The 16565-nt window shown below is 44.3% G+C and carries 16 protein-coding genes and 1 rRNA gene (1 of these 17 running past the window's edge); 4 read left to right on the top strand and 13 right to left on the bottom strand.

Features of this window, described 5'->3' with window-relative positions:
- Positions 1–6: 6 nt before the first annotated feature.
- Genes gspJ through gspC form a run of 8 tightly spaced genes read right to left on the bottom strand, consistent with a single transcriptional unit; the run spans position 7 to position 7899 of the window.
- Positions 7–702, bottom strand: coding sequence for a type II secretion system minor pseudopilin GspJ (gene gspJ / locus AWH66_RS04140; protein WP_063604260.1), 696 nt, complete (start codon positions 700–702; stop codon positions 7–9).
- Positions 692–1084 (bottom strand): type II secretion system minor pseudopilin GspI, encoded by a 393-nt coding sequence (gene gspI, locus AWH66_RS04135; protein WP_063604259.1) that lies wholly within the window; start codon positions 1082–1084, stop codon positions 692–694. The genes gspJ and gspI overlap by 11 nt, the downstream gene beginning before the upstream one ends.
- Positions 1032–1637, bottom strand: coding sequence for a type II secretion system minor pseudopilin GspH (gene gspH / locus AWH66_RS04130; protein WP_063604258.1), 606 nt, complete (start codon positions 1635–1637; stop codon positions 1032–1034). The genes gspI and gspH overlap by 53 nt, the downstream gene beginning before the upstream one ends.
- Positions 1638–1687: 50 nt before the next feature.
- Positions 1688–2131: a type II secretion system major pseudopilin GspG gene (gspG, locus tag AWH66_RS04125; RefSeq protein WP_063604257.1), complete on the bottom strand. Its 444-nt coding sequence runs from the start codon at positions 2129–2131 to the stop codon at positions 1688–1690.
- A 59-nt stretch (positions 2132–2190) separates the two neighbouring features.
- Positions 2191–3420 carry a type II secretion system inner membrane protein GspF gene (gspF, locus tag AWH66_RS04120; RefSeq protein WP_063604256.1) on the bottom strand — a complete coding sequence of 410 codons (1230 nt, stop codon included), beginning with the start codon at positions 3418–3420 and terminating at the stop codon, positions 2191–2193.
- The gene (gene gspE, locus AWH66_RS04115; RefSeq protein WP_063604255.1) at positions 3421–4914 is read right to left on the bottom strand and encodes a type II secretion system ATPase GspE; all 1494 of its coding nucleotides are present in this window, start codon (positions 4912–4914) and stop codon (positions 3421–3423) included.
- A gap of 2 nt (positions 4915–4916) precedes the next feature.
- A complete protein-coding gene (gspD, locus tag AWH66_RS04110; protein WP_063604254.1) occupies positions 4917–6941 on the bottom strand; it encodes a type II secretion system secretin GspD in 2025 nt (674 codons plus the stop codon).
- Between the two features lie 31 nt (positions 6942–6972).
- On the bottom strand, positions 6973–7899 hold the full coding sequence (gene gspC / locus AWH66_RS04105) for a type II secretion system protein GspC (protein WP_143081460.1): 927 nt from the start codon (positions 7897–7899) through the stop codon (positions 6973–6975).
- Between the two features lie 291 nt (positions 7900–8190).
- Between gspC and hslR the strand changes: the two genes are divergently transcribed.
- From hslR to AWH66_RS04085, 4 genes are all read left to right on the top strand, one after another.
- A complete protein-coding gene (gene hslR, locus AWH66_RS04100) occupies positions 8191–8577 on the top strand; it encodes a ribosome-associated heat shock protein Hsp15 (RefSeq protein WP_006073354.1) in 387 nt (128 codons plus the stop codon).
- 15 nt (positions 8578–8592) lie between these two features.
- Positions 8593–9468 carry an Hsp33 family molecular chaperone HslO gene (gene hslO / locus AWH66_RS04095; RefSeq protein WP_063604253.1) on the top strand — a complete coding sequence of 292 codons (876 nt, stop codon included), beginning with the start codon at positions 8593–8595 and terminating at the stop codon, positions 9466–9468.
- Between the two features lie 348 nt (positions 9469–9816).
- On the top strand, positions 9817–11445 hold the full coding sequence (gene pckA / locus AWH66_RS04090) for a phosphoenolpyruvate carboxykinase (ATP) (RefSeq protein ID WP_038223898.1): 1629 nt from the start codon (positions 9817–9819) through the stop codon (positions 11443–11445).
- Between the two features lie 109 nt (positions 11446–11554).
- Positions 11555–13465: an AsmA family protein gene (locus tag AWH66_RS04085; RefSeq protein WP_063604252.1), complete on the top strand. Its 1911-nt coding sequence runs from the start codon at positions 11555–11557 to the stop codon at positions 13463–13465.
- A gap of 19 nt (positions 13466–13484) precedes the next feature.
- Here the strand turns inward: AWH66_RS04085 and AWH66_RS04080 are convergent, their stop codons facing one another.
- From AWH66_RS04080 to rrf, 5 genes are all read right to left on the bottom strand, one after another.
- Positions 13485–14405: a bifunctional GNAT family N-acetyltransferase/hotdog fold thioesterase gene (locus tag AWH66_RS04080; RefSeq protein WP_063604251.1), complete on the bottom strand. Its 921-nt coding sequence runs from the start codon at positions 14403–14405 to the stop codon at positions 13485–13487.
- Between the two features lie 37 nt (positions 14406–14442).
- Positions 14443–14877, bottom strand: a complete 435-nt coding sequence (dtd, locus tag AWH66_RS04075) for a D-aminoacyl-tRNA deacylase (protein WP_006073346.1) — start codon at positions 14875–14877, stop codon at positions 14443–14445.
- On the bottom strand, positions 14849–15796 hold the full coding sequence (locus AWH66_RS04070; protein ID WP_063604250.1) for a virulence factor BrkB family protein: 948 nt from the start codon (positions 15794–15796) through the stop codon (positions 14849–14851). Before AWH66_RS04070 ends, dtd begins: the two co-directional genes overlap by 29 nt.
- Positions 15797–15810: 14 nt before the next feature.
- A complete protein-coding gene (locus AWH66_RS04065; RefSeq protein WP_063604249.1) occupies positions 15811–16368 on the bottom strand; it encodes an AAA family ATPase in 558 nt (185 codons plus the stop codon).
- 165 nt (positions 16369–16533) lie between these two features.
- Positions 16534–16565: ribosomal RNA gene (gene rrf / locus AWH66_RS04060) — 5S ribosomal RNA — on the bottom strand; it runs 78 nt beyond the window's last position.

The raw sequence follows: 16565 nt of genomic DNA, 5'->3' as shown, positions 1-16565 counted from the left end.
CTCTCTTCACGAGTTGCCTCCTTGGTTATTACCACCTTGATTCCCACTGCCATCTTGATTCCCATCACCATTATTAGGTGCCGATGATGCGTTGATGGTACCTGCCGGAGTCAGGTAAATCCTGGTTATCTCGCCATAATCTTCGAAGGTAAGTTTAATCTCCACAGCTAATGGCAGTGACAAGTCAGCTTGCCACTCCTTAAGCCACGTTTCCCCATTGTAAAAACGCATGTCAAAGTCTTCTACGCCGCTAAAGATAGGGAGTACCACAGGAGGCTCACCCACTGCCGTGTCAGGGTAGCGCCACCATACTCTTTCTAGTTTACCCTGTTTTAGTCGGTAGCCAATTTTCGCTACTTCACCACGCGGAAATTGATTTTGCGGATTGAGCCACCCTAGGCGAGTAAAAAGTAACCCTTTTCCTTCAGACTCCAATAAGTTTTGCTGCCACAAGATCAAGCGATTTAACGGTGCTTCTCCCTCGTGTCTAAACTGCCTAAGCGCCATTTGCCTGAAGTCACTATCTAGATAGACAAACCCTCGCTGGATTTCTTGCAAACGAGCGCTGCGTTCCTGTGAGAGTTCGTTACTGCGCTGCACCTGGTTAACCACTTGATAAGCGGCAACACTAAGACTGGCGAAGATGGCGATAGCCACTAATACTTCAATCAGTGTAAAGCCTTGAGAACGCTTACCTATCAACGTAGCTCCTCACCGTCACGATGGGACTGGCTTTTTTGTCTAGTGCAACACTCACATCAACGGCTTTAAGTAAATTATCGGATGTTTTTACGGGAGTGACGCTCCAAAACCACTCGCGTCCCGCCAATTTCTCGCTCCCTTTTTGGGCTTTAAGCGCAGACGTATCCAGCATAACTTTGGCCATTTGATTATCCACCACCATTGCGGCAAAGGCTTTGTCTTCTAGATAGTTCAAGGTATTGATATGCTGACTCACGGAACGAATGATCGCAATGGCCGCCGTTGCAAAGATAGCAAGGGCAATCAATACCTCAAGTAGGGTCATTCCTCTAGCGTTTGATTTCATTCCAGTCCTTGTCGTCCATAAGCTGCAACGAACCATTATCTTGGATTTGTACATACCAAGACTGCGCTTTAAGCGCTCGATTTACTGGCGCTAAAACAAAGACACCAGGCGTAATTTCTCCACTCGAAAGAATAAAAACTTGTGGCGGTTTTTCTACTTTTTTCTTTTTCTCGACGTCAGCAAACATATCTTCATCAAACAAAGTGCCGGGTTCAAACAATCGGTCGTCACTACCCCAGACACCATTGCTCAAATCGAGTTTGACATTCATATCTTCCGGCAGCGTGGTTTCTTCAGGAATCTGATTCAATGACACTCTTTGCCAGCCGTCAGCTTGGAGCTCCAGAAACACATACTGCTTTTTATCTTCATCAACCCGTATTCCAAAGTCCTTTCCAGCTAACATGGCCTCTTCATTGAAGAGCTGAAGCCTTTGAAATAAGCGCTGAGCTTGTTGTTTCACTTGTTCGTCTTGCGGCTGAGGTAACGTCGAAATGACAGCGACGGCACTGATGGATAACAACACCAATACTAGGAGCACTTCCAGTAAGGTGAAGCCTTGATGATGTTGTCGCATGAGAGAGCGCATGACGTACCACTGAAAAAGGTAGGGCGAAAACTCGCCCTACTGATTACCTATTACTGAAAATCTTGAATGTTCCAGTTGCCAATATCGGCTGCTACGCCTTCACCACCCTCTTGGCCATCAGCACCTAACGTAAAGATGTCAATAGTGCCTTTGTCACCAGGGCTCAAATATTGATAGTCATTGCCCCACGGGTCATTAGGTAAACGACGAATATAACCACCATCTCGGTAGTTACGCGGCTCTGGATTGCCCGGTTTAGTCACTAGTGCTTCCAAACCTTGATCCGTTGTTGGATAAACGCTGTTGTCTAACTTGTACATATCAAGCGCATTTTCTAACGCGACAATATCGGTAATGGCTTTCTGCTGATCCGCTTTCTCTTTGTTGCCTAGTAGGTTAGGAACAACAAAGCTTGCCAAAATACCTAAGATAACGACAACCACCATTACTTCGAGTAACGTAAAGCCAGCCTGTTTTCTGTTTGTTTTTCTCATTTCTCACTCCAAAGAAAACGCCTCTAGACAGAGGGTTGTGATTTCATTATCTGATTAGATTATCCAGACATTAAATTGTTCATTTCTAAAATTGGCATCAATGTCGCCATTACGATAAATAGTACCAAGCCAGCCATAAGTGCGATTAAAGCGGGAGTAAAAATTCCCAAAGCAATATTTATAGTCGATTCAAAGTTCTGATCTTGATTGTCAGCGGCACGCGTTAACATGCTCTCGAGCTCACCACTTTGCTCACCACTAGCAATCATATGCAGCATCATAGGAGGGAACAGTTTGGTTTGTTCCAGTGCTTTACGAAGGCTTGCGCCTTCGCGTACATTGTCGGCGGCATTAGACACTTGCTTCTTAGCAAAATGATTGGTCATCACATCCACTGACACTTTCATGCCTTCAAGAATTGGAATCGCGCTCGAGGTACAGATTGCCAATGTTCGAGCAAAGCGAGAGGTATTAAGACCACGTGCTATTTTGCCAATCAACGGGAGATTAAGCACCTTGGTATCCCAACTCATTCGTATTGTTGGTCTTTTCAATGCAGCTTTGAATAGGTAGAACAGCACCAGAAATCCCGCGACAACGACAATGCCCCATTGCTGTACAAAGTCACTAGAAGAGAGCAAGAACTGCGTCGACTTAGGTAACTCTTGTCCCATTTGAACAAACTGACCGACAATTTTAGGCACCACTGCCGCTAGGAGGAACGCCACTATGGCAACGGCAAACACCACCAGTACCACAGGGTAGATCATTGCTTGTTGCAGTTTGGAGCGAAGTTTTTGACGGTTTTCCGCATAATCGGCTAAACGCTCAAGGATAGAGTCTAGATGACCCGACTTTTCGCCAGCCGCAACCATGGAACGAAATAGCTCATCAAAGATATGCGGATACTCCGCTAAACTGTCTGACAAGGTATAACCTTCGGTGACTTTAGAGCGTATTGCAGCAAGCATGCTACGAATTCGTGGCTTCTCTGATTGCTCTGATACGGCTTTTAAACACTCTTCTAACGGCATTCCCGATTGAACTAGTGTCGATAACTGACGTGTAATAAGCGCTAAATCAGGCGTACTGATGCCCCTCTTAAAGGCTGGTTTTGACGTTTCACCATTGGCACTTTTGCTCGACTTGCCTTTCGCTTCGACAATATCGATAGGAATCATACCTTGCTCTTTCAGGCGTAAGCGAGCTTGGCGAGCATTGTCTCCTTCGACTAACCCTTTTACTTGCTTTCCTTTGGCATTCAGAGCCTTATATTCAAACGCTGCCACTTACGCTTCCTTGGTCACACGCATGACTTCTTCAAGAGAGGTAATTCCATGTTTTACTTTATGGAAACCGTCATCTCGTATACTCGGAGTATGTGAGCGTACCGCTTTTTCAATCGCCTGCTCGCCCGCCTCATCATGGATAAGGGTCTGTACTGTTTCATCAACCATCAATAGTTCGTGGATACCAGTACGCCCACGATAGCCTTTGTGGTTACACTTCTCACAGCCGACTGCCTTATGTAGCACCAGCTCTTCATGCTCGTCCAGCCCGAATAACTGCTTAGTCGCGCCATCCGCTGCATAAGGCGCTTTACAGTCATTACATAAGGTACGGACCAAGCGCTGCGCAAGAACACCGAGTAGAGAAGAGGAAATCAGAAACGGTTCGATGCCCATATCACGCATTCGCGTAATCGCACCAACAGCCGTATTGGTATGCAGTGTAGACATCACCAAATGACCCGTTAATGAAGCTTGAACAGCAATTTGGGCCGTTTCAAGATCTCGAATTTCACCCACCATCACCACGTCGGGGTCTTGACGTAGAATGGCACGCAAACCTCGAGCGAAGGTCATGTCTACTTTGGGATTAACCTGCGTCTGACCGATACCATCAATATCAAATTCAATAGGATCTTCAACGGTCAGTATGTTGCGCTCATTACTGTTGATCTCTTGCAGACCCGCATACAGAGTAGTGGATTTACCAGAACCAGTTGGACCGGTCACCAAAATGATGCCATGTGGTCTCTTAATCAGGTGTCTAAAGTTTTCATGGTTAGCTGGTGTCATACCCAAACTATGCAAATCTAGGCGCGTCGCGTTTTTATCTAGTAGACGCATCACCACTCGCTCACCATGTGACGATGGCATTGTAGAGACACGAACGTCTACTGCTCTACCGCCAATACGTAATGAAATACGACCATCTTGGGGAACTCGCTTCTCCGCAATATCCAGTTTCGCCATAACTTTGACACGTGACACCAACAGCGGTGCCAACTTACGACTTGGCGCCAACACATCACGCAGTACCCCATCAATACGAAATCGAATCGACAGTACTTTTTCAAAGGTTTCAATATGAATATCCGAGGCACCTTCTTTGATGGCCTCTCCAAGCATGGCATTGATTAGCTTGATTATCGGTGCATCGTCATCCGATTCCAACAAATCTTCATCTTGTGGTAATTCCTCAGCTAAAGAGAAAAAGTCATCACTGTCAGCACCAATATCTTCCATCAACTGACGAGCCTCAGACGAGTCGCGCTGATAAGCTTGAGTAAGCTTTGAATCAAACTCCTCAGAAGAAAGAGCATGTAAGGAAAAAGGTTGACGGAACACTCGCTTAACTTCTTGCAATGCATTCAGCGCCAGTGGCTCTACATAGTAGAGCACGGCGTCTGATTCAAGAGATTCGAACACCACCTTAAAGCGATTAGCAAAGCTAAACGGCAGGCGAGTCACCAAAGGGCGATGCTGGATAGTGTCCATAATTACTTCGCTTCTATCTGATCAAAAAATGCTTGAATTTCAGATGGGTAGCGCGTGGTATTATTGAACTCAGGTAATACTGGAATATAGCCGTCATCCATCAGCTTCAAGCCTTTATCCGCTTTGAATAACTGCTCTGCACGAATGTAGTTATATTTACGCTGAGTGATACCATCAGACGTCATGCCATCACGGATAATCGTAGGTTTAATGAAGACCATTAGGTTCTTTTTCTCAACCGTTGTACTAGTGGAAGTGAACAAACGACCTAAATAAGGAATATCGCCTAAGAAAGGGACTTTCGATTCACTTTCAGCGGCACGTTCATCAATCAAACCACCCAAAACTAACATCTGGCCATCTTGGATCATCACCGAAGTGTTTAGCTGACGCTTAGCAAAGCGTACGTCTACCGCACCATTCGCGCCAAGAACGTTCGATACTTCTTGCTCAATATTAAGCTGAACCGAGTTACCTTCGTTGATCTGCGGGACCACTTTAAGCTTGATACCCACTTCTTTACGGTCAACCGTTTGGAATGGGTTACTGTTGTTTGAACCTGCTGTCGAGCCAGTCAATACTGGCACTTCTTCACCAACGATAAACGACGCTTCGCCGTTATCCATAACGGTAATGCTAGGAGAAGACAGAATGTTTGAGTTGGAGGTACTGGAAACGGCAGTAATAAGAGCCGTCCAATCGCCAAGAGCAATACCCACAGCGGCACCTTGGACACCGCTGAGTGCACTAGCAAGCTTGGTATAATCACCAGATGTTTTAGTCTCTACGTTATATGGATTACCGTTGGCATCGGTACGTGTTTCCGTCGTTGTTTTATCTTTTGCGTCTTCCATACCGATCATGACATTGCCTATGGACGCTCCAGTATTAGAGAACTGAACCACACTTCCAGACGAAGCATTACCCCATTGCACGCCAAGGTTAGCGCCATCAACGTCTGCAAGTTCAACAATCAGCGCTTCAATTAGAACCTGCGCACGACGTATGTCTAGCTGCTTAATGATCTCTAACAGGGCTTTCATAATGTCTGGCGGCGCAGTAATCACAAGCGCGTTGGTATCCGGGTGTGCACTGATCATCACTTCAGAGCGGTTTGCTCCACTACCTGACGTAGAACCAGACTGCTTCTCTTTCTGCAGGTTATCAGACACCCCTTTTAAGACATCCACAAGTTCTTCAGCTTTGGCATATTTAAGATACTGAACTCGGTTGTTACCTTTGGTCGCCATCTCAACGTCAAGTTGATTAATCAAACGACGCAGGCGTTCACGAACCTTAGGGTCACCAGATATCAAGATAGAGTTAGTTCGCTCATCCGCCACCAGCTTGGGTTGTAAGAGTGCGGGCGTATTTTTGGCGTCTGTGGTTTTGTTCAGAGCATCAACAATACGAACCATTTCTGCAGCTGAGGCATTCTTTAGCTCAACCACTTCCACTTCTTTATCACCCGCTTGGTCTACACGGCGAATAATATCTGCCAGACGATTAACAACCGCGGCTCGGCCAGTAATAAGAATGATGTTCGCAGGGTCATAATGAACCACATTACCCGCACCAGCATTATCATTTAGCTGGCGCAACAAAGGAGAAAGCTCTCTTACCGAAACATTCTTCACCGCAACAACACGTGTCACGACACTGTCTCCTGTGACGTTATCGGAATCACCGACTACGGGAATCGCGGAGGTCTTAGCATCTTTTGCTTTGATAACCTTTAGAATTCCGTTGTCCATCTCTACGACAGCGAAACCATAGACTTCTAGGACATTAAGAAAAAAGCTGTAATATTGCTCTTCATTTAGAACATCATAGCTACGCACATCGACTTTACCGCGCACTGATGGGTCAACAATGATGGTCTTATCGAGGTTGCGTCCAACGATATTGATAAACTCATGTAAGTCAGTTCCCTTGAAACTGGCACTGAATTCATTGGCTGATACCGCTGGCGCAGCCATCAGGCTCCCCATCAATAACCAGGTACTTGTTTTAAGCCAACTTTTCACTTGTTGCTCCCTTGTAATGCCTTACGCATAACTAAAACTGAATGAATATGTCATGTTGTTGCCCGTCACGCTCTACCGTTAAATTAAGTTCGGTAAGCTCGGAAATGGACTGATAAATTTTCCCCATCGCAGCGGGGTCAGTGAGATCGGCACCATTAAGTGCAACGGCAATATCACCATTTTGAAGTCCTACGGCATTAAACAACTCTGGATCTCGTCCAGGACTGACTCGGTAACCTTTTACCTGACCATCCCTTTTCACTTGGGAAAGTCGGACATACTGAAAAATCTGTTGTGGATCTTGAGTGATCGCTCTTCGGATTGCTGTCAGCTTTTCTTCTGAATCTATGGGATTATTTCCCGCGATATTGGAGGCAGCCACCTGTGGCGCCGTCTTCAACTCAAGTTTTTTATATTCCAAGCCTTCTAACATCACCGTTTCATCACGTCCGGAGTTGGAAATAATGATTCGATCTATCATCACGGCGCTCACCGTCGCTCGCGTGCCTTCAATCTGTTCTCCAATCCCATATGTTCCTTGCTTGCCTCGATTGGCAACCACTGCAAGGCTCAAGTCAGGATTACTGCTTACTACCGAACCTACTAAAACCACGTTCAAACGTGTTTTGGGTGCATCAGTCACCACTGGCGCCTGTACTACTTTTTGCTCGCGATTGTACTGTCCAAAGATATTAGCTTTGTTGATATCGGAAGAGTGCAAATTATTAGATTGAGTTTGCGCTTGGTTATTAACAGCAACGGGCGCAACCCATTGACTGACAGAGTGAGTTTGAGGAAACAATTGCCACAGTAAAACGCCAGCAATCCAAGCGGACACCACTAACATGGTTAGAGTAAGCGTTAGGCTAATTTGAGATTGATACTGCAGACAACGACGAAAAAATGAAGATATAGAAGCGGTGTTGATACTCGCAGCCGATATGGATATTCCTTTCACTCTCCTAACTTCCTGCCCTACTAAACATTTACTGACTGTGTAATTAATTGTTATTGCTAAATTATCAGCAATCGTTTTTTGTATGGTTAATCATCTGACTATAGCATATCTGTTATGACTGTAGTGCAATCCGCGGAATGGGGTTGAAATAATTAGATCTAAACTCCATTTAGAGGAATATTAGCATGATAAACCTATCAGCAGCTCTCCTCAATTTGTCAGTAATTACTTAAAACTGTCAGTTTATTGGGCACAAGAGCACTGGTATTGAGTTAGATAGCAGGATTCAGTATGAGTTCCGAAGAAAAAGCCGTTCGCCTCGATAAATGGCTGTGGGCCGCCCGCTTCTACAAGACAAGAAGCATCGCTCGCAACATGGTCGATGGTGGCAAAGTCCACTATAATGGACAACGTTCTAAACCAAGTAAAATTGTAGAATTAGGCGCTGTCATCGCCCTTAGACAAGGCAATGAAGAAAAGACAGTGACTATTGAGCGTATTTCAGATCAGCGCAGAGGTGCACCGGAAGCCCAAACTCTCTACTCCGAAACATCAGAGAGTATTGCCAAACGAGAAGATAACGCGTTGCGCAGAAAACTAAATGCTCACAACCCAAGCCCTGAGCGCCGACCTGATAAGAAACAGCGTCGCGACATTATTAAGTTTAAACATCAATAAGCTGGAGTTTCCTAAATGGCTAACAACACATTAAATCGCTACCTCTTTGAAGAGCTATCAGTGCGCGGAGAGCTCGTGCAATTGGATAGCGCCTATCAGGAGATACTATCCAGCAAAGAATACCCAGCTCCACTGCAAACTCTTCTAGGTGAGTTACTTGTTGCGACAAGTCTGCTAACAGCAACGTTGAAATTCGAAGGTTCAATTACCATGCAGTTGCAAGGAGATGGCCCTGTTTCCTTAGCGGTGATTAATGGGGACCACAACCAAAAACTACGTGGTGTTGCTCGCTGGGAAGGTGAGATCGCTGATGATGCTTCAATCCACGACATGATGGGTAAAGGCTACCTAGTTATCACCATTACTCCAGATCAAGGCGAGCGCTATCAGGGCGTTGTCGGATTGGAAGGTGACAATTTGTCAGAAGTACTAGAGGGCTATTTCGAGCGTTCTGAACAGTTGAAGACTCGTTTATGGATCCGTACTGGTGAAGTTGCTGGTCACAAGCATGCAGCGGGTATGCTTCTTCAGGTTATGCCTGATGGTACCGGTTCGCCAGAAGATTTCGAGCATCTAGAGCAGCTGACGAATACTGTAAAAGATGAAGAGTTATTTGGTTTAGAAGCCAATGAGTTGCTCTACCGTCTATATAACCAAGATAAAGTACAGCTATTCGAACCAAAAGAAGTGGAATTTTTCTGTGGTTGTTCACGTGAACGTAGTGGCGCAGCTATCGTCACTGTCGCTCAGGAAGAAATTTTTGACATTTTGGCTCAAGATGGCGAAGTTGCCCTGCACTGCGATTACTGCGGTTCAACCTACGCATTTGACGAGCCAGAAATCAAAGCACTTTACGCAGACGCCCAATCGGATAACAAGACCGTACACTAATTTTTAGAGTGTAAAAATGAATAAAAGCCAGATCAGATGTGATCTGGCTTTTTTTGTTCGTTTTATTTAACAAATACGCAAATTATTAACGCAAATGCACTAACAAAAGACGTAAATCATGTGTTACATTTGATCTAACGCAAAGGTTTGCTTTGGGGAGAATTAGCCTAATTTCAATATGTGACAAAACACTTAAAACCATCAATAACTGATGAGTAATTTTTGAACTATATCCCTGTTTTCTCGGGTCGCCGTTGCTAGCATGGAGTTCAAAATAAAAAACAAATAATAAATAACGAATTACAAAAAAATTTTAAAATCCCTACAAAAATCCAATAAGGAGCACCTATGACCGTTATGGACATTAATAAGGCTGCACAAATCGATCTTACCAAGTACGGAATCACTGGCGTAACTGACATTGTACGCAACCCAAGCTACGAACAGTTATTTGAAGAGGAAACTCGCGAAGGTCTAGAAGGCTACGAGAAAGGCGTAGTCACTGAACTTGGCGCCGTCGCTGTAGATACGGGTATCTTTACTGGTCGCTCACCAAAAGACAAATTTATCGTTAATGATGACACAACTCGCGACACCATGTGGTGGACATCCGATAAAGTCAAAAATGACAACAAACCTATGTCTAAAGAGGCATGGGATGACCTAAAACTGCTCGTTACAGGTCAACTTTCTAACAAACGCCTATTCGTCATTGACGGATATTGCGGTGCGAACCCAGACACTCGACTCTGCATTCGTATTATCACAGAAGTGGCTTGGCAGGCTCACTTCGTTAAGAACATGTTCATCCGTCCAACAGAAGAAGAGCTCGCTACGTTTGAGCCAGACTTCGTTGTAATGAACGGTGCTAAGTGCACTAACCAAAAATGGGAAGAGCAAGGACTCAACTCTGAAAACTTCACTGTATTCAACCTAACGGAAAGAATGCAGCTTATCGGCGGTACCTGGTACGGCGGTGAAATGAAGAAAGGTATGTTCGCAATGATGAACTACTTCCTTCCTCTAAAAGATATCGCATCCATGCACTGTTCTGCGAATATGGGCGAAGAAGGTGACGTGGCTGTCTTCTTTGGCCTATCAGGTACGGGTAAAACAACGCTATCAACCGATCCAAAACGCGCACTGATCGGTGACGATGAGCACGGTTGGGATGATGACGGTATTTTCAACTACGAAGGTGGTTGTTATGCGAAAACAATCAACCTTTCGAAAGAAGCTGAGCCAGACATCTACAACGCGATTCGTCGAGATGCGCTGTTAGAGAACGTTACTGTTCGCAACGATGGCTCTATCGACTTTGACGATGGTTCGAAGACAGAGAACACTCGAGTCTCTTACCCACTTCACCATATCGAAAATATCGTGAAGCCAGTATCGAAAGGTGGTCATGCGAATAAAGTCATCTTCTTGTCGGCAGATGCGTTCGGTGTACTTCCACCAGTTTCTAAATTGACACCTGAGCAAACTAAGTACCATTTCCTTTCAGGCTTTACAGCGAAGTTAGCTGGTACTGAACGTGGCATTACAGAGCCAACACCAACATTCTCAGCATGTTTCGGGGCAGCATTCCTTACGCTACATCCAACTAAGTACGCCGAGGTTCTAGTGAAGCGTATGGAAGCAGCAGGCGCAGAAGCTTATCTTGTGAATACAGGTTGGAACGGCAGTGGCAAACGTATCTCGATTCAAGATACACGCGGTATCATTGATGCGATTCTAGATGGTTCTATTGAACAAGCAGAAACCAAGAGTATTCCTGTGTTTAATCTAGAGGTACCGACTTCGCTTCCGGGCGTAGATCCAACTATCTTGGACCCAAGAGACACCTATGTAGATCCACTACAATGGGAGAGCAAAGCCGAAGATCTAGCGAAACGCTTTATCAATAACTTTGACAAGTATACTGATAATGCAGAAGGTAAATCATTGGTAGCCGCAGGCCCTCAATTGGACTAATTGTTAGATAAACGTTCAACTTTTTAACCCTAGCCCCTCTTTTTGAGGGGCTTTTTCGTGTTATTCACGCTAAATTATTGTTTATGTTGGAAGGTAGGAAAATAACTTCGTGATAAGAAAGATAATTGCGCTTTGGATAGCATTGCTTGCGCTTGGCTTACTTTCGGTTTTGATCGTTTTTGGTGTCTTGCATACACAGTATGCCAAACCCATTATCACCTATGCTCTGCAGCAAACATTGAACATCAACGTGGATAGTGAGGCGATAAGCTATCACTACCCTAATAGAATCGATTTTTCGAATGCCAACTTTTCAAAAGCTGAGCACGACTCCATTAGTGTCAACAAACTATCGGTGTGGTTTTCACTACCAACGTCGACATCAAAGTTACTACACATTAACGAGTTGTATGTTAGTGGTGCCAACCTATCAAACTTTACGTTGGGCCTAGATGCATTAGCCGATTACCAGATCAACAACATCGCTCTTGATCATGTGGATTATTCTGGACATGACGTGATCATCAATGATCTACAGCTTCAGCTAAGAAACCTTGAAGCGGGTACATCAATCGAAAGTACTAAAGCAGACTTTCAAGTTCGTGCTTCCCAGCTTTACTATCAAGGCGAAGCTATTAATGAGCTTCTCGTTGATGGCTCTCTAGCAGGCGACGACACGAAAATCTATGGCGCCTCATTCACATGGAAAGAGGCGCAAGTCACCACTCAAGCGCAAATTGAGAATGGTCATTGGTCTTTAGTCAACACCACTATCAATAAGCTAAAATTCGATTTGTCAGAACTCAGCCAAGGACCGTTAAGTACACTCACGTCTGTGATTGGCCATATTAACAGTTTGGATCTTTTAAACTCTGATATTACCTACCAAGGAGCGCATGCAGAAAACGTCAGTGCGTCGTTAGAAAACATCGACCTCACTCGTTCGATATGGACACAAAGTCAAGCGTATCTCTCACTCGATGCTGACAAGCTTCAATGGCAACAATTTGATTTCATAGAGCCAACTCTAGAGCTCAGCTTTTCACCAAATAAACTCGACATCAAAGATCTCGATACCAATCTTGAACAAGGTCGGATTCAAATAGCAGGTACGTTAACACCAAATTCAATAGCATTGAACAAAGTCGATTTAGATGGCATCAAGTATTACCAAGAACAGCAAAATCACTCTTTAACGGATCTGTTTGCTCACTTGCATCTCAGCGATCTTAAACAGCTCTCTATCGACTCGCTGAATATCAACCGTAGTCAATGGATTCAACTTGCTCGAAAGCCTTATTGGCAAGTCACTGGTCTAAACCTACAAGCTGAAGAGCTACTTATCAAAAAAGATTATCGTTGGGGCTTTTGGCAGGGAAGTGCTATTGCGTCAGCTAATAGCGCTAGTATCGATAAAACAATCGCCAACCAAGTGGCCGTTGAAACCAAAAGCACTGATGGAAAGTGGCAACTCAACCGGCTGTTTATCCCTTATGACAAAGGATACATCAGCGCCTCTGCAGAACTTGACTTTGCTGCGCCAAGTCAGCCTTTACGAATTGATGCTGAAGCATATTCAGCCCCTGTCGAGCTACTCAATTACTTAACTGACAGTAAACAAATACAAATTTCCGGCTTAGCCGATGTGGCGCTGTCAGTAAATGCTCTTACGGCAGACAAGTTATCGTTACAGCACACTTTATCGGGCTCTCTTGAAGCCAATTTCTACAACACTAAGATGACAACTGAAGAAACCGATACTAATAACGTTTTTCTATCACCATTTAAGTTAAGTGCAGATAGAGGGCAACTGACCCTTGCCGCATTCGAGGTCTCGAGCCAAGAATGGAATGGGAAAACAGAGAGCACTATCGACCTGAGAAAGGACCCACTACGTTCACTTCACTTAACATTGCATTCCGAGTGCGGATCTCAATATCATGTTGAGTTGTTAACTGGTCACGTCGAGCTTGAAAAAGTGAAATGTGCAGTTCAAAAAACGCAGCAGGCTCAACCATAACCTGCTGCGATTGAGATTGTTATGTGGAAAGTAGCGTGTCTTTATAGTTTGGTAGCAGCATATAAGTACCGACAAACTCGACGGCCGGCACATCGCCACTGTAGATCGTAACATTGATGATGATGCGTGCCTTTCTGCCTGTCGCCAATCGATCAAGGTCTCCACTGATACCATCGAGAGAAGTCACCGATACTGGGCTCATTTCAACGGGATGACGATAGCGAATGCGGCTGTCTGCCAACACTATGTCAGCGTGTAAACCGCGCTCGCGCATAAGCAGCCAAGTCATTCCCCATCCAGTCAGTGTTGCAAGAGTAAAAGCTGAACCTGCAAACATGGTATTGTGTGGATTAAGATTTGGGTTAAGCTGCGCACCACATTCAAAACGATAACCGGTATATTGGTTAATCTTAATACCCATTTTGTCACTGATTGGTATCTGTTGCTCCCAACGCTCTTGCAGCTCAGCACACCATTCAGGTCTTCTTAATACTTTAGCCAAAGGGTCAAGCTGTTTAACCATTTGTAGGTGACGAACAGGACCTTTCTGATCATTAAGTTCACCTTGGCTAGTGAATCCATTTTTCTCGTAGAATGAAATTGCATCTTCGCGGGCATTACAGACTAAGCGCTTCACCCCTTCTTGACGTGCAAATGATTCCAATGCTACTAAAACAAGAGAGCCCATCCCTTTATCACGGCGATTGCTTTTTACCGCCATATAACGAATTTGGCCTTCGTTATCAGGCGTAATATATAAACGTCCGATAGCCATAGGTCTTCCTCGACCATCCACTATCATACGGTGATGACTCATTTCATCGTATTCATCACGTTCAGAACCAACTGGTAGTCGCCACGGCTCTCTTAGCATCTGCCATCTAAATTGGTAGTACTTAGCTAACTGGTTGTCAGTTTTAGGAGTAATAAGCTTAAACATAGATATCCTTTCGCATGCAAACTAATGCTCTACTCGATTATACTTGTAGCCAGAAGGTAACAGGCCCATCATTGACTAATGACACTTTCATATCAGCAGCAAAACGGCCACGTTCAGTCGGTAAAACTTCAGAACAATGATCTGAAAAGTAATCATACAGACGCTCTGCATCAGTAGGGTGAGCCCCTCGCGAAAACCCAGCTCTTGTTCCCTTCTTTGTATCTGCAGGTAAGGTAAATTGCGATACGACTAAAACACTACCACCGACTTGTTTGACGTTGAGATTCATTTTTCCATCTTCGTCTTCAAAAACACGGTATGTCGTGACTCGCTCGACCAAACGTTTTGCTTTCGCTTCATCATCGTCTTTTTCTACACCAAGTAACACTAATAAACCTTTGCCGATCTCTCCGACGACTTCGCCGTCAACTTTTACCGCCGATTCACTCACTCTTTGAATTAGTGCTATCACTTATGGTTTCCTTGTTCTCACGCGTTTCAGTCACAGCTTCAGATTGTAACATGCCCGAATCGGGTAGCCAGTGTTCTTTCTCCCCCATCGCAGCCGTGAACTCCGCACCGATAAGTACAATAAACCAACACAAATAGATCCACAGGAATAAGATTGGTATCGCCGCTAAAGCACCATAGATAAGCTGATATGACGGAAACTGCGTGATGTAATAAGCAAACCCCTTTTTGCTTATTTCAAACAATAAGGTAGCGACTATTGAGCCAACAACAGCATGACTGAAGTGTACTTTTTTGTTTGGAACTAACATGTACAGCCCGATAAACGCAAAGAACGCCATTATTGCTGGTAACCACGCGATGAAGAGGCTAAAAGCACCGCTAACCACATTATGTTCTAGAGCTTTCAAAGAGGTCACATAGGAAGTACCAACTATACTTGCACCGATTAAAATTGGTCCAAGGGTTAGTATCATCCAGTACATCGAAAATGAAAAAACCATGCGGCGCTTAACTCTGACACGCCAAATATAGTTGAGATTCTTATCAATATTAGAAATCAACATGAGAGCCGCGATAAATAAAAAAGCACTACCTATTGCCGTCATTTTACCGGTATTTGATACAAACTCGACTAACGCAGAGTACACAGCATCTCCGGCAGCAGGAACAAAATGCTGAATAATGAAGTCTTGAAGCACTTCTCCCGTATTGGAAAAAACAGGAAATGAGGACAGTACGGAAAGCAGTACCGTCAAAAGAGGGACGATTGATAGCAAAGTGATATAGGCAAGATAACCTGCATTCACATTAATCCTATCGTGAGACATTCTTTGGGCTAAATAACGGGAGAAATTTAGGGTTTCTTGCCCAACAAATAACAGTCTCTTAATAACCACATCTGGGCTTTTGATTGGCATCTAATTAATCCTTGCTATCCTGTCTGGCCCAAATGAGCATAAGACTCGGCCAAAACAAACTCTACTCGTTGCTCTAGTTTTAAAAAAGGCACTGATATACAGCGGTATCCTAGAGACTGGTATTGCTCTATCAATTGTCGATGAATCTCTAATGCTTCTTCAAACGGATAAGGTCGAACGTCATCTTGAACGTATGTCGAAGTGTTAGGTTCGCAAGTAAAAACTAGGGCCTGATATCCTACCTTAGCTTGTTCCGTTACTCGTGGCGGAACCGCCTCGTTTCCAAAGGTTAAATAGGCACATATATCCGGAATAGCACGATCCAAAAAGCTCAGTTGATCGCTTGTCGACGCTGTCTGCTTTTGATTCATCATATCCTTAAAGCATAGTTCAGCAAAAGCAGCTAATTGATTCCAAGGAAGTATTCCATTTTCTAGTTTGGACTGCTCCGCTATGAGCTTTCTAGGTACTTCTTCAAACGTCTTATAATCACGAGCGGCTAAAGCATCAAGCAGAGTTGTCTTACCGGATCCTGGCCCGCCTGTAATAATAAAAGGACTATGTCGTTCCATCGTAATATTACTGGTAGATAAAGATAGTAACGAGTCTAACACTGTTTTGATTTGATAAAAGCTAGCAGTTTTAAGAAGATAGACGGACTTAAACAATAAATCTAAACGGCACTGGTACGAACTTGAAGGGAGTATGATACTTGGTAGGTAATAGATACGAAAACGCCCCAGCAATTGCTGGGGCGTAGAAAAAAAGT

It is taken from the genome of Vibrio barjaei, from assembly GCF_001639065.2.
GTDB lineage: Bacteria > Pseudomonadota > Gammaproteobacteria > Enterobacterales > Vibrionaceae > Vibrio > Vibrio barjaei.
This window is presented reverse-complemented; position numbering and strand designations above follow the sequence as displayed.